The sequence below is a fragment of the Proteus sp. TJ1640 genome, assembly GCF_003144445.1.
In the GTDB taxonomy this organism is placed as follows: Bacteria; Pseudomonadota; Gammaproteobacteria; order Enterobacterales; family Enterobacteriaceae; genus Proteus; species Proteus penneri.
This window is the reverse complement of sequence record NZ_PENY01000010.1, coordinates 259,202-279,179: the sequence shown is the minus strand read 5'-3', so window position 1 is coordinate 279,179 and position 19,978 is coordinate 259,202. Positions and strand designations below refer to the sequence as shown.

Below are 19,978 nucleotides of genomic sequence, written 5' to 3'. Positions count from 1 at the left end.
ACTCTGCTTTTTTTATGCTAAAAGTTAAGTTAAATGAATAATCATGCTATTCATCTCTTTTACTGATAATCACTAGGGTTTTGTGTGTTTTTCTTATCTTGAACGTTAAATGCTGGCATCAAGTGGATGACCTCGCTAATCTGTAAACAATAAATAGAGATCATAAGTATTGTTTAGGAGAAATTTAGTTATGTCTGCGAAAGAACTTCGTCTTGCTGTTGTTGGTGCGGGTGGTCGTATGGGGCGCCAATTAATTCAGGCAATTTCTCAACAAGAAGGAACTGTGCTAGGTGCTGCTTTTGAACGTACAAATTCTTCATTAATTGGCTCAGATGCGGGTGAATTGGCTGGCATTGGTCATATCGGTGTCACGGTAACTGATAACTTATTAGCACAAGCTAATGCATTTGATGTATTAATTGATTTTACACGCCCCGAAGGAACGCTTTCTCATATTGAATTTTGTGTAGAACAACAAAAAGGCATGATCATCGGTACGACTGGCTTTGATGATGAAGGCAAAAAAGCGATTGAAAATGCAGCTAAAATTATCCCAATTGTATTTGCTGCTAACTTTAGTGTTGGTGTCAATCTGGTGCTTAAGTTACTTGAAAAAGCCGCTAAAGTGATGGGTTCTTACAGTGATATTGAAATTGTAGAAGCGCACCATCGCCATAAGGTTGATGCTCCATCAGGTACTGCATTAGCAATGGGGGGATCTATTGCAGAGGCACTGGGTCGTGATCTTAAAGAGTGTGCCGTTTATGAGCGAGTAGGGCATACGGGAGAGCGTGACCCTCAAAGTATTGGTTTTGCTACTATTCGTGCGGGGGATATTGTGGGTGAACATACTGCGATTTTTGCCGATATTGGTGAAAGAGTCGAGATAAGCCACAAGGCTTCTAGCCGAATGACATTTGCAAATGGTGCGGTAAGGGCGGCTATTTGGTTAAGTTGTAAAAAATCAGGTCTATATAATATGAAAGATGTGCTTTCTTTAGAAGAATTGTGATTTTTTATTATTTTTAACCATATGAAAACTCATAATTATTTGTTTAATTGTGAGTTTTTTTTATTTGATTTTTTGTTTTTATTCTGTTTGTTCTTATTTGTGTTATTTATCTCTTATTTTTTCTATTTTTTTTCTAAAAATAGAACGTATCACGCCGTATTTTCTTTTAAAATTTCATTTTTAAATTATCTTGGTAAGCAAACGGTTAAATCTGTAAGATTTGTTGTGTTAATTGTCACTTGGTTAATTAAATTGCTAATGATTGATATTTTTTTAATTAAAAAGGTGTTTTTTCTAGACATCTGCCCATTCGATCTTTAGAATGCGCCCAATTTGCCAAAAATTTGCCCAATTTTATGTTTTTGGCATTGATTTAGAGTCTTAAATCTGAATTAATATGCATGAAATGTGATTTATTATTCTCTGGAGGGCGTTTTGATTAAATCAGCTATACTGGTTCTAGAAGATGGGACCGAATTCCACGGCAAGTCGATTGGCGCAGAAGGCGCCGCCATCGGTGAAGTCGTTTTTAACACTTCAATGACTGGTTATCAAGAGATACTAACCGACCCGTCTTACTCCCAACAAATTGTTACTCTCACCTATCCCCACATTGGCAACACTGGCGTTAATCATTCAGACGAAGAATCAGAAACCATTCATGCTCAAGGCTTAATTATTCGTGATTTGCCATTAGTGATGAGCAATTATCGTGCTCAAGAAACGTTATCTGATTATCTTAAACGCCATAATATCGTTGCAATTGCAGATATTGATACACGTAAGTTAACGCGCTTATTGAGAGAAAAAGGCGCACAAAATGGCTGTATTATCGCCGGGGATCGCCTTGATAGCCATGTTGCGCTCGAAAAGGCTAAATCATTTCCGGGTTTAAAAGGCATGGATTTAGCCAAAACAGTAACCGTTAAACAACCTTATCAGTGGACTCAAGGCAGTTGGACGTTAGAAAATGAATTACCAGAGGCTAAATTGGCGGCTGAATTGCCATTGCATATTGTGGCATATGATTTCGGTGTGAAACGTAATATTTTACGCATGTTAGTTGATCGTGGATGTCGAGTGACTGTTGTGCCTGCACAAACGCCAGCGCAAGATGTTTTAGCGCTTTCACCTGATGGTATTTTTCTTTCAAATGGCCCCGGGGATCCAGAGCCCTGTGAGTATGCCATTAACGCCATTCAAACCTTTTTAACTACTGATATTCCGGTATTTGGTATTTGTTTAGGGCATCAGCTATTAGCATTAGCGAGCGGTGCTAAAACGGTAAAAATGAAATTTGGTCATCATGGTGGTAACCATCCGGTTAAAGATTTAGATAAAAATACGGTGATGATCACAGCACAAAATCATGGGTTTGCTGTTGATGAAACATCTCTTCCCGCCAATTTACGTGTAACACATAAATCTCTGTTTGATGGTTCTTTACAAGGCATTCATCGTACAGATAAACCAGCATTTAGTTTCCAAGGCCATCCAGAAGCCAGCCCTGGACCACATGATGCCGCACCTCTTTTTGATCACTTTATCGAGCTAATCGCGCAATATCGTCAAAACCTGCAATCAGTAACAACAAAATAAATCAGGAGCGAAAGAAAATGGCTAAAAGAACAGATATCAAAACAATCCTGATTTTAGGTGCAGGACCGATTGTAATCGGACAAGCGTGTGAGTTTGATTATTCAGGCGCTCAAGCATGTAAAGCTCTACGTGAAGAGGGATATCGAGTTGTTTTGGTAAATTCAAATCCTGCAACCATTATGACCGATCCTGAAATGGCCGATGCAACGTACATTGAGCCTATTCACTGGCAAGTTGTGAGAAAAATTATTGAAAAAGAGCGCCCTGATGCGGTATTACCGACAATGGGTGGGCAGACAGCACTAAACTGCGCTTTAGAATTGGAGCGCCAAGGTGTTTTAGCTGAGTTTGGTGTCACCATGATTGGGGCAACAGCTGATGCGATTGATAAAGCAGAAGATAGGCAACGCTTTGATAAAGCGATGAAAAAAATCGGCTTAGATACTGCTCGTTCAGGTATTGCACATAACCTTGATGAAGCTTTTGCTGTCGCTGAACAAGTTGGTTTTCCTTGTATTATTCGCCCTTCATTCACGATGGGCGGAACGGGTGGCGGTATTGCCTATAATCGTGAAGAATTTGAAGAAATCTGTATTCGTGGTTTAGATTTATCACCAACCAATGAACTATTAATTGATGAATCACTGATTGGTTGGAAAGAGTACGAAATGGAAGTCGTGCGTGATAAAAACGACAACTGCATTATCGTCTGCTCTATCGAAAACTTCGATGCAATGGGAATTCATACGGGTGATTCCATTACTGTCGCGCCAGCACAAACACTTACCGACAAAGAATATCAAATTATGCGTAACGCCTCGATGGCAGTATTACGTGAGATAGGTGTTGAAACGGGGGGCTCTAATGTTCAGTTTGCTGTTGATCCTAAAACAGGGCGTTTGATTGTTATTGAAATGAATCCTCGTGTGTCACGCTCTTCTGCCTTGGCGTCCAAAGCAACAGGTTTTCCAATTGCTAAAGTTGCCGCAAAATTAGCAGTAGGTTATACCCTCGATGAGCTGATGAATGACATCACAGACGGAAGAACTCCTGCTTCTTTCGAGCCTTCTATTGATTATGTTGTGACAAAAATCCCTCGCTTTAACTTTGAAAAATTTGCAGGAACCAATGACAGATTAACTACGCAAATGAAATCTGTCGGTGAAGTGATGGCAATCGGTAGAACGCTACAAGAATCTATGCAAAAAGCGTTACGAGGCCTTGAAGTTGGGGCGACGGGTTTTGATCCTAAAGTTGATTTAGACGACCCTGAAGCATTAACCAAAATTCGTCGAGAGCTAAAAGATGCAGGTTCTGACCGAATTTGGTATATCGCAGATGCTTTCCGAGCAGGGCTGTCTGTTGATGGTGTGTTTAACCTTACTAATATTGATCGTTGGTTCTTAGTTCAAATTGAAGAAATTGTTCGTCTTGAAGAAAAAGTTGGTGAAATAGGCATCAAAGGGTTGAGTGCTGATTTCTTACGTCAGCTAAAACGTAAAGGCTTCGCTGATGCGCGTTTAGCAAAAATACTTAACGTAAAAGAGCACGTTATTCGCCAATTACGAGAACAGTATCAGCTACATCCAGTCTATAAACGTGTTGATACGTGTGCGGCAGAATTTGCGACAGATACAGCTTATATGTACTCGACTTATGAAGAAGAGTGTGAGGCTAATCCCCATCAAAACAAACCTAAAGTCATGATCTTAGGTGGGGGGCCAAACCGCATAGGTCAAGGAATTGAATTTGATTATTGCTGTGTACATGCGGCGCTTGCGTTACGTGAGGACGGTTACGAAACCATCATGGTGAACTGTAACCCTGAAACGGTTTCAACAGATTATGACACTTCTGACAGACTCTATTTTGAACCTGTCACATTAGAAGATGTGCTTGAAATTGTACGTATCGAAAAACCGAAAGGGGTCATCGTGCAATATGGTGGGCAAACCCCACTGAAATTAGCAAGAGCGCTAGAAGCTGAAGGTGTGCCAGTCATTGGTACAACACCAGATGCTATTGATAAAGCCGAAGATCGTGAGCGCTTCCAAAAAGCCGTTGATAAATTAGGCTTAAAACAGCCTGAAAATGCTACTGTAACAGCGTTAGAAGAGGCGGTAGAAAAAGCACAATTGATTGGTTATCCACTGGTAGTTCGCCCTTCTTATGTCCTTGGTGGGCGCGCAATGGAAATTGTTTATGACGAAGTTGATTTACGTCGCTATTTCCAAACTGCTGTCAGTGTGTCAAACGATGCCCCTGTCTTATTAGACCGTTTTCTTGATGATGCGATTGAAGTCGATATTGATGCGATTTGTGACGGCAAACAAGTCGTGATTGGCGGTATTATGGAGCATATCGAACAAGCAGGTGTTCACTCTGGTGACTCAGCTTGCTCATTGCCTGCTTATACCCTAAGTAAAGAAATTCAAGATGTGATGCGTAAACAGGTTCGTGAACTTGCTTTTGAGTTAGGTGTAAAAGGGTTAATGAATGCACAATTTGCGGTGAAAGGTGATGATGTTTATCTCATCGAAGTCAATCCTCGCGCTGCTCGAACTGTGCCTTTTGTGTCAAAAGCTACGGGGGTGCCATTAGCCAAAGTTGCTGCGCGTGTCATGATTGGCCAAAGCCTTGAAGAGCAGGGTGTAACAAAAGAAGTTATTCCCCCTTATTACTCAGTAAAAGAAGTCGTTTTACCTTTCAATAAGTTTGCAGGGGTTGATCCGATTTTAGGGCCAGAAATGCGTTCAACAGGTGAAGTGATGGGCGTTGGAACAACCTTTGCACAAGCTTTTGCTAAAGCGATGTTGGGTAGCAGTTCTACCATGAAGAAAAAAGGTAGAGCACTTCTTTCTGTGCGAGAGGGTGATAAAAAGCGTGTTGTTGATTTGGCGACGAAATTACTAAAAAGTGGATTTGAATTAGATGCTACACATGGTACAGCTATTGTATTAGGTGAAGCAGGAATAAATCCACGTTTAGTCAATAAAGTGCATGAAGGGCGACCGCATATTGAAGATAGAATTAAAAATGGTGAATATGACTATATTGTGAATACCACTTCTGGTCGTCAAGCCATTGAAGATTCAAAGATTATTCGTCGTAGTGCATTAAGGTATAAAGTCCATTATGACACGACATTAAATGGTGGATTTGCGACAACACTGTCATTAACGGCAGATCCTACAGCGGATGTGATATCAGTCCAAGAGATGCATAAAAAGATAAATAACACTTAAGTTTATTTATTGTTGTCATCATAATCCCGAATATAAGGAAACTCGTATTCGGGATTTTTTCTATTACTATTCAAAATAAAGAAAATTACATGGAAAAAAAGCCACATTATTTTTAAATAATGTGGCTTTAAATTTAATTTATTTGTTTATCAATGGGCACCATTAAAGCCACTCCAGTTGAAGTTCTTTGTTATTTCTTGTTTATTTCCATATACATCTATGGTTAGTTTAAATACACCATAACCTGAGTCTGAAACCTTGCATTCTTTATCAATAGCATATTGTGATGATGTTGTCTTAAATTCATGAGTATTCTCCGATGTCTTACTCAAGGTAAAATCATTGGGATAAACTACATTTTGATTAATTACTCCTTGTGATAGGTTCGATGGATTTAACGTTATATTATCTATTTTCGCAGTTAACTTGATTGGATAAAGTAAATTTTTAGTATCACCCTTAAATTCTATTCTAGGTATTACCGTAAAGTGTGTGGTGCTTGTTCCCCACTGGTCTTGGCAAGATGATGCTGAACTACCACTATCTGTATATAAAAATTGAGAATTAAGACTAATTGAAATTAAATTTTCAGCCGTTTGTGCAGAAATTGATTTAACCGCAATGTTATATTCTTTAGGATAAGGTTTATCATTAAAATCAAACGTGATCACTTTTAATTTCAAATTTTGTGGCTTATTTATGTAAGATTCAGGTGGAGAGATAATAACAGGATCAGTTATATTGTTTTTAGGTTTATAATTTTGTCTTTCCTCTAATTGGATCAAATTATTCTTATCATCATACAGTTCAAAGTTAATAGCATGAGGTGTTTCTGTGGCACTCCAATTAACAGTAAATTGGTTATCTGAGATGTAAATAGGTTGCCAAGATAAATTGTTAGCATTTGAGGCAATCGTCTCTCTACCGGCAGACTGAAATTTTACTGAATCAATCGTAATATAAGGTGCAGGTTTTACCATAATATTATAACTATTATGGTTATCATGATAATAAGCATCATCTTTAATTGATAATGTGAGTGTGGCTCTTCCTACACTTAAGTGGGTGATCGCACCTTCCGGAGTGACTTCTACAACACTTGGATTACTACTACTCCAAATGGCATTAATACCAGTAGGCAGTGGAGGAGTCGGTGCCTGAGCGGTCAATACGCCATTTGACAATGCATCAACAATTAATGTTTCATCTGAATTTTTAAAATAATAATTTATTGTGCCTTTATCTTGCGTGTAATCAATGACTGTACTTGATGACTTAAATTGTTCTGTTGCTTGAGATAATACGGTAATGCTTGTATCGCCTGGTTTTATTGGTGTAATTTTTCCTTGTTCATCGACTGCTATTATAGCTTGTTTGTAATTGACAAATTGTTTAGGTGGAGGGTTATTTGTGGCATCTTTATTGGTATATAAAATCACCACTTGTTGCGGAATATTATCATTCCAAATTGAGTTTAATTGAGATTCTTTGGCGACTAGTCCGACATCCGCTTTCTCAATCACCAAAGGATAACTACTTTGAGCAGGTTGATATTGATTATTACCTGATGTTTGTAGTGTGATAACAGCAGTACCTGCTTTTTTCATCGAAATGCTACCGGTAGCCGTATTAATAGAGGCAATAGTCGGATCGGAGCTAGACCACATCACGTCAATATTATTAGGCAATCCTGTATAACCTAGTGCGCTGATTGGTGTAGAAGCGTAGGTTTCTTGCTGGATTTGTTTGTCAAAAATAATATTAGGTTTCGGGATAGTGACTTTTATGGTTAATGGTTTTGCAATGGTTAATCCTTCCGCTTCAGCTGTTAAGATAATATCTGTTTTAACATTTGAAGTAAGATTGGTTTGATATTTACCATTTCCTAATGAATTTAGTGGGTTATCACTAAAATTAGGCTTACCACTGACTGTTTTTATCGAAACTGTTTTACCATCAATCGTATTATCGTATTTATCTATTAAATTTACAGCGAGTAGGGCGCTATCTTTATCATCTCCACCTATTGATTGACGGCTACTCGTAAAGGTTGATTTATTGACATCGATGTTAGTTGGATTTACGGTTACATCCTGAATTTGCTTATGATTATTTAAATCAAGATAAGCACTCATTTTCAATATACCCGCAACCGTGCTGGTGACTTTTGTTCTTGCGATACCATTTGTATCTGTATAGGTACTAAAGTCATAGTCATCAGCTAAACCTTGTAACTTCCATGACACAATAACGTTAGGCAATATATTGTCATTAGCATCCACTATGGTTGCTTGATAATTAACCCCCTTATCTCCAGCAATCATACTTGTTCTATCGACATTGACAGATTTGATTTGCCAAGTTGTTGCATCGGCATGAAGTTGTAAGGTTTTTTGTTTTTTGAAATCAACACCGTTAACTTTAACACTTAATTGTGCTGTACCTGATTTAGTCCCCGTTGCTTCAATTTCATAATGACCCGGAGAGACTTGTTTGGCTGGGCTAAACTGAATCGTTGGATTATTAGCGATCCCTTCAACTTGCTGATCTGGCAGAATATTACCGCCTTTATCTTTAATTGTTAAAGTGAGTAACGCTTTATCTGTACCATTGGCGATGATTGTTGCCGGTATTAAGTTGATTTCTGAACTATTTTCATCAACATCATCTGCCACAAAATTGACATCAGGGGCAGAATAACTACCTGAAATTAAAACGGCGTTAACTTTAGCTATACCCGCAGGATTACGTGTTAATTTAACGTCAGCAATACCTTTGCTGTCTGTAAATGTCAGTGGTTTAGCAAGTAAGCTATCTTTATCCGTTGTCCATGTCACACTAACGCCACTGTTAACAGGATTATTATTTTTATCACTGATATAAGCGTGATAAATGATAGTATCGCCTGCATTAGGTTGTGTATTACTTATCACAAATTTGTCAACTTTGGCTGTCTGGTTGTTAGGCATAACAGTTAATTGCGCTGTTTGTGTGAGTGTGACCGAATTAACTTTAGTACTGATCGTTGTTTGACCTGCTTTTAATGCACTAACTTGAGCTTGATAAACCCCAGTTGAGATTTCATTAAATGCTGTTGTGGTTGCGGTTAAATCAGTACTGTAGTTAACGCTGATTTTGTTCTCTAGCCCTGTTAATAAATTATCGTATTTATCTTTTAACGTTAACGTGATTTGAGAATGCCCCGTTTCAGAAATAATCGTGTTAGGGATAAGCGATAATTGAGATTTATCAGCAGAAATCACATCAGTATTAAAGTTAATCAGATGGTCTGCATCGAGAGATTGTTGGCTATCAAGCATCGCTGTAACTTGAGCAATACCTGCTTGTGTACTACTTAAGGTAATTTCTGCAATCCCATTTTTATCGGTTTTACTGATAGGTAATGAAAGTTTGCCTAGAGAAGTTAACCAACCCACAGCAACGCCTTCCATATTTGAATTACCTTGTTTATCAACAATTTTTGCACGGATAACAACTTTATCTTTCCCATTTGCGGTGACATCAAAAGGCGCGATAACATTAACCTCATTAATTATGGCATTTTGCTTATCAGCGATAAAACCAAGAGGTTGAGTTAAATTAAAGGTATTACTTGCATTCGTATATTGGGCACGAATAAGACTAATACCTTCTTGTTTACCGCTGATGGTTGTCTGATAAATGCCAGTATTGATTTCTTTGAGTGCACTAAATTTTATGGTGTTGTTGTCACCAGAGAGAGTAATAAATTTATTTTGTTTCGGAACTGGATTATCAAATTTATCTTTTAAGATTATTGTGCCAGTAGCAAGTGATTGACCATTGGCAATAATAGATTGAGGTTCAATCAAAAATGTACTTTGTGATGTATTAACTTGACCGGCAATAAAACGAAGATTTGTTGTAGCGCTTTGGCTATTTTCCAGAGTTGCTGTAACAGTTGTCGGTTGTGCTTCAGTTCCTTTTATTACAATTTGTACATTCCCATTGTCATCAGTTTTTACCATATTCTCACTCAACACATTATGGGTTGAAGACCAGAATACGGATTGTTTTATTAATGGATTATTTTCAGCATCCGTAACATGCGCCATTAAGGTAATTGTATCGTGATTATCTGCGATCGCTTCTGTTTTGTTATTTACAGCTGTTAAGACAATATTGGCACTATTCGGGTCGGCAATAGCGGTGAGTGTCAATTGTGCTTTTTCTTTATTTGAAAGCGTGGCAATAATCTCTGTTGCACCTGCTTTTTTGGTTTGAATTTTATTGGTTGTTTGGCCTTGATTATCGGTCACACTCTTTTGTTTATCGAGTGTGGTAGAGGCACTAGATTGCCATTCAACAGTGACGTTTGGTAATGTATTACCAAATTTATCTTTCACCACGGCGGTGAGTATTGCTTGTTCTTTATTGTCTGCAATTAATTCAGTTTTATTCGTGGTTAAAGTGATTAAACCTTGTTTGTTATTCGCAATAAAAGTAATCGGTAATGCATCAAGTGATTCATTACCAATACGGGCTGTGACAATAACATCAAAGGCTTGAGTACTGGTTACTGTCGTTTGAGCAACACCTTGGTTATCTGTTGTTGAAACTTCATTAATAGGAACAATCTGTTGGTCCCGATTAGTAGACCAAATTATTTTCGCATTCGGTAAGATGTTGTGATTTTTATCTTCAACAACGGCGGTAAATGTTACTGCTGTTTTGCCATCAGCAATATAGGGGGCTGCCGATGGTGTCACTGAAATAATTCTACCGTTGGATTGATCGGCAATAAACTGCGTTGTCTTTTTCGTGTCTATTTTATTAACCCGTGCTATTACAGTGACTGTGTCTGCTATTTGACTGGTCATAGTTGTTGATGCATTACCTTGACTGTCCGTCAGTAACTCAGTTTTTTTAAGCTGAGCTTGATTATCAGCAGATAATTGAATTTTGGCATTGGGAACAGGGTTGTTATTTTTATCTATGATATTGAAAGCAATTAACTTTTCATCGGTTCCATTGGCAAATGAACTATTTGGGTTAATAGTGAAAGTGTTTATTTTTGCTGAATTAATATCAGCAATAAAATCAACATTAGTTGAATAGGTAATGTTTTTAACACTCGCATTAATTATGCTTTTACCAATATGTGTATTGGTAATTGGAACAATGATTTTACCTTCAGCATCAGTATTTGCTTGTCCAATAATTGTTGCGCCATTATCCGCAGTAAAAGAGACTGGATAGTTAGGAATTCTATTGGCATTAATATCAGTTACGATAGCTTGAATTTTATTTTGGCTTTTACCATCAGCAGGTGCGTGGTTTTTAATCACGGTTAATCCACCTTTAGCAATAATAGCGGAATGTGGATCAGCAATAAAAGTCACTTGTGCCTGATTAAAGGTGTTGTCTCTAAATTTTGGCGTTAATGTCACTGTTTCAGGTGTACTTCCTGCGGTGACTGTAACTTGATATTTCCCTGCATCAATTCTACTGAAATGTGAAACTTGGCTATTGCCAGCTGGATTATCAGACTGAATATTTAATGAAAGTTCTTTTAGATTGATATCAATGGGAAGTTTATCGTTATCGAGGATTGATAAGATCAGATTTTGTGCAGAATGATTATCGGCAGGTAGTTGCGTTGCTTTTGGTGTAAATTGGCTATTTTGTGTATTAATCGCAGATTGATCAACCGTGACTTGACTCTGTACTGGATCAGAACGATTACCTTGTTCATCAATAGCAACAGCGCTTATTGTATAGCTGTTTTTTTCTGCTGAACCAGCGATATGACGAGGAAGAATGATTGAGTAACTAAGATTATTATTATGATTAATCTTACCTCCATTGGCAATTAAGCGACTCGCAGACCATTCAATTTGTTTAACGGGATATTTAGAGTGCACTTGCACACCTAAATCTTTTTCTTCTTTTGCGTAACCATTAATTGTCGGTGCAATAGAGAGGAATACTAAGGTTTTCTTTTTATATTCAAGAACAATGTCGTTGTTTCTATTTACAAAATCATAGCGACTTCCAGACATTAAACGTGTTGCTCTAACATTATCTGGATTAAGTTGTGAAGAGAGTGATTCCCCAAGTCGATATTGGATATTTATATCAAATTTATTATCACTATTATCGTTTAAACCAAAACGACGTTCAGCACCGAAGGTAATTAAAGGCACTGGTGTATAAGTAAGTCCAGCTGTATAAGCGTGGGGGTTTTCTTGGCGATTATCTTTGCCAAATAACCCGACTTCTTTACCGTAATATTGTTCAAAAATAAGTTTTGCACCTAGTTGTGGATAAGCAGGCAGGTAGCCTTCTGTACGAATATCCCAACCATTAGCTGGACGTTCGTTATAATCCATAACATCGTCAGAAGTACGCCAGTTAGATAGACGGTGGTAATGATTTACACTTAATTTAAAATAGTTTCGCCATACTTCAGCACCCACACCGAAACGGCTGTGATATCGACTTAAATCGTAGTCATAAAAAGCATTAAGACCAACCATAAATTTATCAGTAAAATGCCGATAACCAATGCCTTGGTTTAATTGGCTACGAGAATCTTTACGATGATAACTGGTTTGAGAGAAAACTAAGTTCTTCTCGCTATCATAGAGTGGAATAAGAAGATCAGCAGAGCTTCCTTCCAAGGTGAATTTTTTATCTGTTGAAAGTGAGACTCGAGCATGACCAAATTGATTTAACCATTGTTCTATTTGTTGATTGGCTTTACTTGAAATTCGGCTTATTGCATATTGCGTCGCATCGGTATCTTTATTTAATAAAGATGAATTATCGACAATAATTTGAGCTAGTTCTTGCTCGTTAGTCGAAGGGATAGGAATATCTTGATTGTTATTATTTAACCATTTTTTTGTCAATAAAGATTCGTTGGGTATATTAAGTGTTATACCTGCCTTTATTTTTAATTTGCCGACTAAAGAGACATAATCAGGATTAGCCTCAATAAGTTTAAATAGTTTTATATTAAATTGCTTGGCGATAGATTCTGGTGTATCACCTGCTTTAACTTGATAGGTTTCCTGTTTTTTTAATAAATTAATAGCTTGTTTTTCTTGGTTATTTCCATTAGCAAACACATTTGCTGGCAGCGTTGCAGAGATAGGAAAAGCCAGTTGAATAAAGATATTAAACCAAGCAACTTTCTTTGTGATAGAAGAAAGCTGAGGGGTTAGTCCACTTTTAAATTTTGTCATTTTAAACTCACCAAAATAAATAATGATGAGATTCTCTTATTTATAGATGTTTTAGATATCAGAAAGTGAACGTGAATTAATTAATTTAGGTATATGTAAAAAATTGAGGTCAAAAAATAAAATGGAAGTAAAAAGAAGGCTGAATATTTTTTTATAGAAAAGCCAATAGAAAATCTATTCTATTGGCTTTTTAATTAAGGAACAAAAATTAGATATCGACAAAGAGATCAGGATCAGGACCTAAACGTTTTTTCTGTTCAAGAACGGTAATTTCAGCTACTTCTTCTTTTTCTAATTTAAAATCAAAAATATGGAAGTTTTCTTCAATACGAGAAGGCGTAACTGATTTTGGAATAACCACAAGTCCACTGTCTAAATGCCAGCGTAAAACAATTTGCGCTGGGGTTTTATGGTATTTTTTAGCCAGTTTTTGAATAATAGGCTGATCAAAGACACCTTCACCACCTTGTGCTAATGGGCTCCAAGATTCAGTCACAATATTATGAGTAGTATTCCAAGCTCTTAATGGTGCTTGTTGCATTAATGGATGAATTTCAATCTGATTAATAACAGGAGTGACACCGGTTTCTGTAATGATGCGTTCCAGATGTTCTTCTTTAAAATTACAGACACCAATGCTTTTTACTAATCCTTCTTTTTGCAGAACAATCATTTGCTTCCAAGCTTCGACATAAAGTTCTCGTGAAGGAGCCGGCCAATGCATTAAATAGAGATCAATATAATCAAGTTGCAAACGCTGGAGACTTTCTAATAAAGCACCACGGGCATGAGACTGATCGTTATTCCATAATTTTGTTGTGATAAAAAGTTCATCACGAGGAACGGTGATCTGTTTTAACGCTTTACCTACACCTTCCTCATTGTGATAAATCGCTGCTGTATCAAAAAGACGATAGCCTGTATCAAGTGCGTGATGAATAGCTTTAACAACTTGATGATTATCTGCTTTCCACACACCAAGACCAAGTTGTGGGATGGTATTTCCATCAGATAATTTGATCAGTTTAGGTTTATCCATTTTTACCTCCAGAGTCGCATAAAGTACTTAGAGTGCCGCTGTATAAATACGTTGACTGACTTCTAATGTGATATCTTGATGCTCACCGAGTGCAACTTGTCCATGCTCTTCCAATTTTCGCACTAATGCGGGAATATCTTCTTCACCGATTTTGAAATCAGCCAGTCGAGTTCTAAGTCCCATTAATTCAAAGAATTTTCGAGTTTCATTAATCGCAGTTTCAATTTTAAAAGCGTCAGAACCTTGGTTTATGCCCCAAACTTTTTGTGCATATTGAATTAATTTGCCGTATTTAGCTTGGCGTTTTTCATTTAATAATGCAGGTAAAACAATAGCGAGGGTTTGCGCATGATCGAGTCCGTGTAAAGCCGTGAGTTCGTGACCTAATGCATGTGTTGCCCAATCTTGAGGAACACCCACACCAAGAATACCATTTAGCGCTTGTGATGCCGTCCACATTATATTAGCACGAATATCATAGTCTGTAGGTGATGTCAGTGCTTTTGGTCCTTGATCAATCAAAATACGTAAAAGGCCTTCGGCATACTCATCTTGTACACGAGCATTCACTGGATAAGTGAGATATTGCTCTAAGATATGAATAAAAGCATCAACAACCCCGTTGGCTGTTTGTCTTGGTGGTAAAGAATAAGTAGTTGTTGGATCTAAAATAGCACAATGAGGGTAAATATGAGGACTGGCAAAGCTTTGTTTATCCATTGTCTGTTTTCTGCTGATAACAGAGAAACTGTTGGTTTCAGTACCTGTTGCAGGAAGTGTTAATACACAACTTAAAGGTATCGCTTTCTCAATGACTTTACCGCGACTTGTTACAATTTCCCATGGCTCGCCTTTATAAGGGATAGCGGCTGCAATAAATTTTGTACCATCAATAACGGAACCACCACCGACGGCTAATAAATGCGTGATCCCGTGGTATCTGGCGTAAGAAACGGCTTTCATTAGTGTTTCATAGGAAGGATTCGGCTCAATACCACCAAATTCATGAATTTGATGGCCAGGAAGTGCAGTATAAATTTGGTCTAATACGCCATTGCGTTTAATACTACCACCACCATAAGTTAATAAGATACGCTCATTTTTGTCTATTTCAGAACGTAATTTTTCTATTTGGCCTTGACCAAAATGGAGGCGAGTCGGTGAGTAATAAGTAAAGTTTTGCATTTTGTATCCACCTTAATTTATTGTTCTGAATATACAGTTATGACAAATCATCATGAAAAAGTGTTTTACTGTATCTAGATAAAATAACATGACACCAATATAACTATAAGGTTATGGAAATGAGAATGGAATGGCTTTTCTTATGACCATAACAGTTCATATTGTTGTTAATTTATAAGGAGTAATATGGAAAGTCATTATTTAACATTAAACCAAGAACACTGGGATAAACAAGCCGCAATGGAAAATCAGTGGTCTAAACCTGTAAGTGATGAAGAAATTATCGCTGCAAAACAAGGAAATTGGAAAGTCTATTTAACACCCAATCCCGTTGCTTTTATTGCAAGATTTTGTTGAAGACTTCGCGCCTTATGCACGTTTTTTGGTTGATAATTATATTCCTACTTTTCTCGCATCAAAAGCGATAAAGCTTTAACGATAAACAGATTACGATAAAAAAATGATGGTGATAAATATAAACGGATTTTTACTAAGATATTAATAAGTAGGAGATAAGATAATGAACAACTGAACTTTGCAAGTGTTAGATGATTAAAAAACGCCATTATGATGTTTAAAATAATGGCGTTTTTTTGAATTACTTATTACTGGTGCTATTTTTACGATGGCGAATATACATTACGATAGAGCCAATTAAACCTGCGCTTAAGAGTAATACTGGCAATGTCATCAAAATATTCATCACTAATGTTTCATGCTTTTGAATAAAGGGAATTAAATTCAACACATAACCTAGTGACACAATAATACCTACCCATAGAAAGCCACTTAACCAGTTAAATATTTGAAAGCGACGTTGTTGTAATTCGGATAATCCCGCTAACGTGGGTAATAATGTTCGAACAAAACCAATAAAACGGCCAATCAATAAAGCATATAAACCTTGACGATGGAAAAGATCATTCGCTTTATGGTGATATTGCTCAGGTAGTTGTGCCATCCAGCGTTTAACTACTTTTGTGTCACTGAGCCATCGACCTTGTAAAAAGCCTAACCAACTCCCAAAACTGGCAGCTGTACCTAATACGATGATGGTTGGAAAGAAATGTAAAACATCTTTCGCAATAAGTGCACCACATAGAATAAGCAGTGTATCTCCGGGTAAAAATGCTGCGGGTAATACCCCATTTTCCAGCATAATAATAACAAAAAGAACAATATAGATAACCCACAACACATTAGGATTAGCCAGCACCATATAATCATGTTGCATTAATGCGTGAATTATCTCTTTTAATGTTTCCATTAGCGAACTCGCATTAAAAAAGACTTTATGTTCGCTATTCTAACGCAAAATAAAGACAACAGTTTGATTTAATCCCTGTGAAGCCACAGGGATAGATTTTTTTTAATAAAAAATTCATTCTTTATTAAGAAATACGTAAAAATGCGGATTCGAGATCTGCAATCAGATCGTCTACATTTTCTAATCCAATATGAACACGGAATAATGTGCCTGAAAATTCGGGTTGTGTTTCGTACTGGCGCATAGCTTTAATATCATTAGGTTGATAACCCAAAATTAAAGATTCGAACCCACCCCATGAAAATGCCATTTTAAATAATGAGAAATTATCTAAGAAAAGAGCAAATTCTTCAGCAGTTAGGATTTTCTTTAAACTAAAAGAAAATAACCCGTTACTGCCTGAAAAATCACGTTGAAAATATTCATGACCTAGGCAAGAAGATAAGGCAGGGTGATAAACACTATCGACTAAAGAATGTTGTTTTAGCCAACGAGCGACTTCCAATGCACTCTGTTCATGCTGTTTCATTCTCACGGGTAATGTTCTGAGGCCTCTTGCTGTCATATACGCAGTATCAGGATCGACACATTGTCCTAATAAATAGGCATTTTCGCTTAATTGTGCCCAGCAACGTTCATTGGCAACAGCAAAACCTAACATGCCATCAGAGTGACCAATAATGTATTTTGTTGCTGATTGAATAGAAATATCAACACCAAGCATTAATGGTTTAAGTAATATTCCCGACGCCCAAGTGTTATCAATCATAATAATGATTTCAGGGTTATATTGGCGAACTGAATTGACTATTCCTTGTAGGTCTTGAATTTCCATCGTGATTGATCCTGGCGATTCAAGAAAAACGATTTTTGTTTCAGGGCGTAGTAATTGGCTGATCGCATTGCCGACTAAAGGATCAAAATAAGTCGTTGTGACTGAGAATTTACGTAAGATCTGATCACAAAAGTTTTGTGTGGGATCGTAAGCCGAACCCGTGACAAGAATATGATCACCTTGTTCAATAAACGCGAGTATAGATTGTGTGATTGCTGCAGCACCAGAAGGAAATAATGCGCATCCTGCACCTTGTTCTAATTCTGTGAGTGCTTCTTGTAAAGCAAAGTGTGTGGTTGTGCCTCTACGACCATAAAAAAGTGCGCCTTCAGCACGTTTTTTTGTTGCATCTCGTTTTTGCGCAACGGAATCAAAAATAACAGATGATGTTCGTTGTATAATTGGATTTACTGCGCCTTGAGAATATTTTTTAGCTCGACCAGAAAGGAGGAGTGAGGTTTCTTGTTGTTTTAGCGTCATCCTTAATACCTTCTTTTAAGTGATGGTGTGTTTACCTCAAGTTAATTCATTTTTTGGATAAGTACAAAAGAGTTGCTGGGTAGTTGATAAAATTTCACGTTACGTGAAAGAACGATAATTTGTCTTAAAAATGGACAAATGGAAAAAAAATCGCCAAATAGTAATGATAATTACTATCAAAATGCTTCATGTTTGATATCATTTGAGCGTTTTCTCTTTCCTGATGGCAAACAGGATGATTGTAAGTAAACGATTTTGGGTAAGTAATGACGTAAAAATGTCATTGCTGAATAAATAAATAGATAAAAAAGAGAGTAAAAGGCCAACTGATGCGTAATTTGACAGCTTCTATTCTATTGGCAATCGGTCTGACAGGCTCTGCTTTTGCGGATACGACTCCTGCCACACCAACTGAACAGCCAACTACTGCTGCCGTTTCTTCAACAGCTTCTACACCGATAACGACTACACAGACAACAGCTACTTCCGCTACAGCCTCTACAACGGGTAATGAAGCGAAAGCAGAAAGTACTGAAACCGCTAAGCCTGAAGGTGAAAATACATCTGTAATAACGGCTGAGAATTCAGAGAATGTACCTTCAGCGACAGAAAATACACCATCAGAAGTACAACCTGAAATGGTTGCAGGTGGCGGATTTGCAGAAGATTTGTCCGTTATGGGCATGTATCGTAATGCCGATTTAGTCGTTAAAAGTGTCATGATTGGCTTACTGTTAGCCTCTATTGTTACTTGGGCACTATTTTTCGCGAAAGGTAGCTACCTGCTCTCACTGCGTCGTCGCTTAAGAAATGAGACGGCTCAGTTAGTTGAAGCTAAATCACTCAACGATGCGTTAGCAATTAGCAAAAAATTTGGTAATAAGAGTGCAACTGCTGATTTCTTTAATGATGCAGAATTGGAGCGCACTTACTCTCAAGAAAGTAAAGTGGCATCAGGCATTAAAGAACGTGTTGAAATGCGTATGGAACGTCGCGTTGCAGCAATTATCCGTGAATTAGGTCGCGGTAATGGTTACTTAGCCACAATCGGTGCAATTTCTCCTTTTATCGGCCTTTTTGGTACGGTTTGGGGGATCATGAATAGCTTTATCGGTATTGCTCATTCTCAAACGACAAATCTTGCTGTTGTTGCGCCGGGAATTGCAGAAGCGTTATTAGCAACCGCGATTGGTCTGATTGCCGCTATTCCTGCGGTTATTATTTATAACATTTTTGCTCGTATGATCGCGGGTTATCGTGGTGAAATCGGTGATATCGCAACGGGTGTGGTGACATTAGTCAGCCGTGATTTAGATATCGAAAACAGCAAAGCAAGGTAATGAATTATGGCAATGCGTCTTGGTGATGATTCAGGTGATGATAATGAATTACATGATATCAATGTGACGCCTTTTATTGATGTCATGTTGGTTCTACTCATTATCTTTATGGTGGCGGCACCTTTAGCTACTGTTGATATAAAAGTAAATTTACCCGCTTCAAGTGCTAAACCACAACCGCGCCCTGAAAAGCCTGTTTATTTAACGATTAAGTCGGATAAACAAATTTTCATTGGTGAAGAGATGGTCACACATGAAACGATGGCTAATGTGTTAGATACGATGACACAAGCAAACAAAGAGACAACAATCTTTTTCCAAGCGGATAAAACGGTTGATTATGAAACGTTAATGGCTGCAATGGATTCGCTAAGAAAAGCGGGTTATCTCAAAGTTGGGCTAGTGGGAATGGAAACCGTCTCTACAGGTGGTTAACATCTAGCAAATAAGTTATTTATCTAAGTATTATTACGCTATTTTAAAAGCACTTTATTTGTCGTTGTGAAATGATGAATAAAGTGCTTTTTTATTGTATAGGCGATATAGCATTTATATTTTTACCATTTTTAATGATTATCGATGTTATTAATAAAATTGAGTTAGAATAAAATTTAACTTTAGTATTAAATAATATTAATAATGGATAGATTAAGTTACAGAATAAATAGTTAATTAAGTTTATTGTGAGATAGCTGGCTGAATCAATTAATGCTAAGTAGATATCATTATTTGAACTCCTCTAACATT

General features: G+C 37.3%; 11 protein-coding genes. 6 read left to right on the top strand and 5 right to left on the bottom strand.

Features of this window, described 5'->3' with window-relative positions; translation table 11 throughout:
• The first annotated feature begins 190 nt into the window (after nt 1–190).
• The 3 genes from dapB to carB all read left to right on the top strand — a co-directional run bounded on the left by dapB (nt 191) and on the right by carB (nt 5,856).
• Nucleotides 191–1,012, top strand: coding sequence for a 4-hydroxy-tetrahydrodipicolinate reductase (gene dapB, locus DK861_RS04180; protein WP_006535218.1), 822 nt, complete (start codon nt 191–193; stop codon nt 1,010–1,012).
• Between the two features lie 435 nt (nt 1,013–1,447).
• Entirely contained in the window at nt 1,448–2,611 is a 1,164-nt protein-coding gene (gene carA, locus DK861_RS04175; protein ID WP_109399325.1) for a glutamine-hydrolyzing carbamoyl-phosphate synthase small subunit, read from the top strand.
• A 17-nt stretch (nt 2,612–2,628) separates the two neighbouring features.
• Nucleotides 2,629–5,856, top strand: coding sequence for a carbamoyl-phosphate synthase large subunit (carB, locus tag DK861_RS04170; protein WP_109399324.1), 3,228 nt, complete (start codon nt 2,629–2,631; stop codon nt 5,854–5,856).
• A 149-nt stretch (nt 5,857–6,005) separates the two neighbouring features.
• Here the strand turns inward: carB and DK861_RS04165 are convergent, their stop codons facing one another.
• The 3 genes from DK861_RS04165 to DK861_RS04155 all read right to left on the bottom strand — a co-directional run bounded on the left by DK861_RS04165 (nt 6,006) and on the right by DK861_RS04155 (nt 15,309).
• Nucleotides 6,006–13,085, bottom strand: a complete 7,080-nt coding sequence (locus DK861_RS04165; protein ID WP_109399323.1) for an Ig-like domain-containing protein — start codon at nt 13,083–13,085, stop codon at nt 6,006–6,008.
• A gap of 208 nt (nt 13,086–13,293) precedes the next feature.
• Nucleotides 13,294–14,124 (bottom strand): 2,5-didehydrogluconate reductase DkgA, encoded by an 831-nt coding sequence (gene dkgA / locus DK861_RS04160; protein WP_109399322.1) that lies wholly within the window; start codon nt 14,122–14,124, stop codon nt 13,294–13,296.
• Nucleotides 14,125–14,151: 27 nt separating this feature from the next.
• Nucleotides 14,152–15,309 carry an iron-containing alcohol dehydrogenase gene (locus DK861_RS04155; protein WP_109399321.1) on the bottom strand — a complete coding sequence of 386 codons (1,158 nt, stop codon included), beginning with the start codon at nt 15,307–15,309 and terminating at the stop codon, nt 14,152–14,154.
• 186 nt (nt 15,310–15,495) lie between these two features.
• On the opposite strand from DK861_RS04155, the gene DK861_RS04150 reads away from it, so the two are divergent.
• Nucleotides 15,496–15,666: a hypothetical protein gene (locus DK861_RS04150; protein WP_239452130.1), complete on the top strand. Its 171-nt coding sequence runs from the start codon at nt 15,496–15,498 to the stop codon at nt 15,664–15,666.
• A gap of 241 nt (nt 15,667–15,907) precedes the next feature.
• On the opposite strand, the gene DK861_RS04145 is transcribed toward DK861_RS04150, so the two are convergent.
• Nucleotides 15,908–16,576 carry a DedA family protein gene (locus tag DK861_RS04145; RefSeq protein ID WP_006535197.1) on the bottom strand — a complete coding sequence of 223 codons (669 nt, stop codon included), beginning with the start codon at nt 16,574–16,576 and terminating at the stop codon, nt 15,908–15,910.
• Nucleotides 16,577–16,700: 124 nt separating this feature from the next.
• Nucleotides 16,701–17,891, bottom strand: coding sequence for a cystathionine beta-lyase (gene metC, locus DK861_RS04140; RefSeq protein ID WP_109399320.1), 1,191 nt, complete (start codon nt 17,889–17,891; stop codon nt 16,701–16,703).
• A 329-nt stretch (nt 17,892–18,220) separates the two neighbouring features.
• On the opposite strand from metC, the gene exbB reads away from it, so the two are divergent.
• Both exbB and exbD read left to right on the top strand, forming a co-directional pair.
• Nucleotides 18,221–19,231: a tonB-system energizer ExbB gene (exbB, locus tag DK861_RS04135; RefSeq protein ID WP_109399319.1), complete on the top strand. Its 1,011-nt coding sequence runs from the start codon at nt 18,221–18,223 to the stop codon at nt 19,229–19,231.
• A 6-nt stretch (nt 19,232–19,237) separates the two neighbouring features.
• Entirely contained in the window at nt 19,238–19,666 is a 429-nt protein-coding gene (exbD, locus tag DK861_RS04130; protein WP_006535192.1) for a TonB system transport protein ExbD, read from the top strand.
• Nucleotides 19,667–19,978 lie beyond the last annotated feature (312 nt).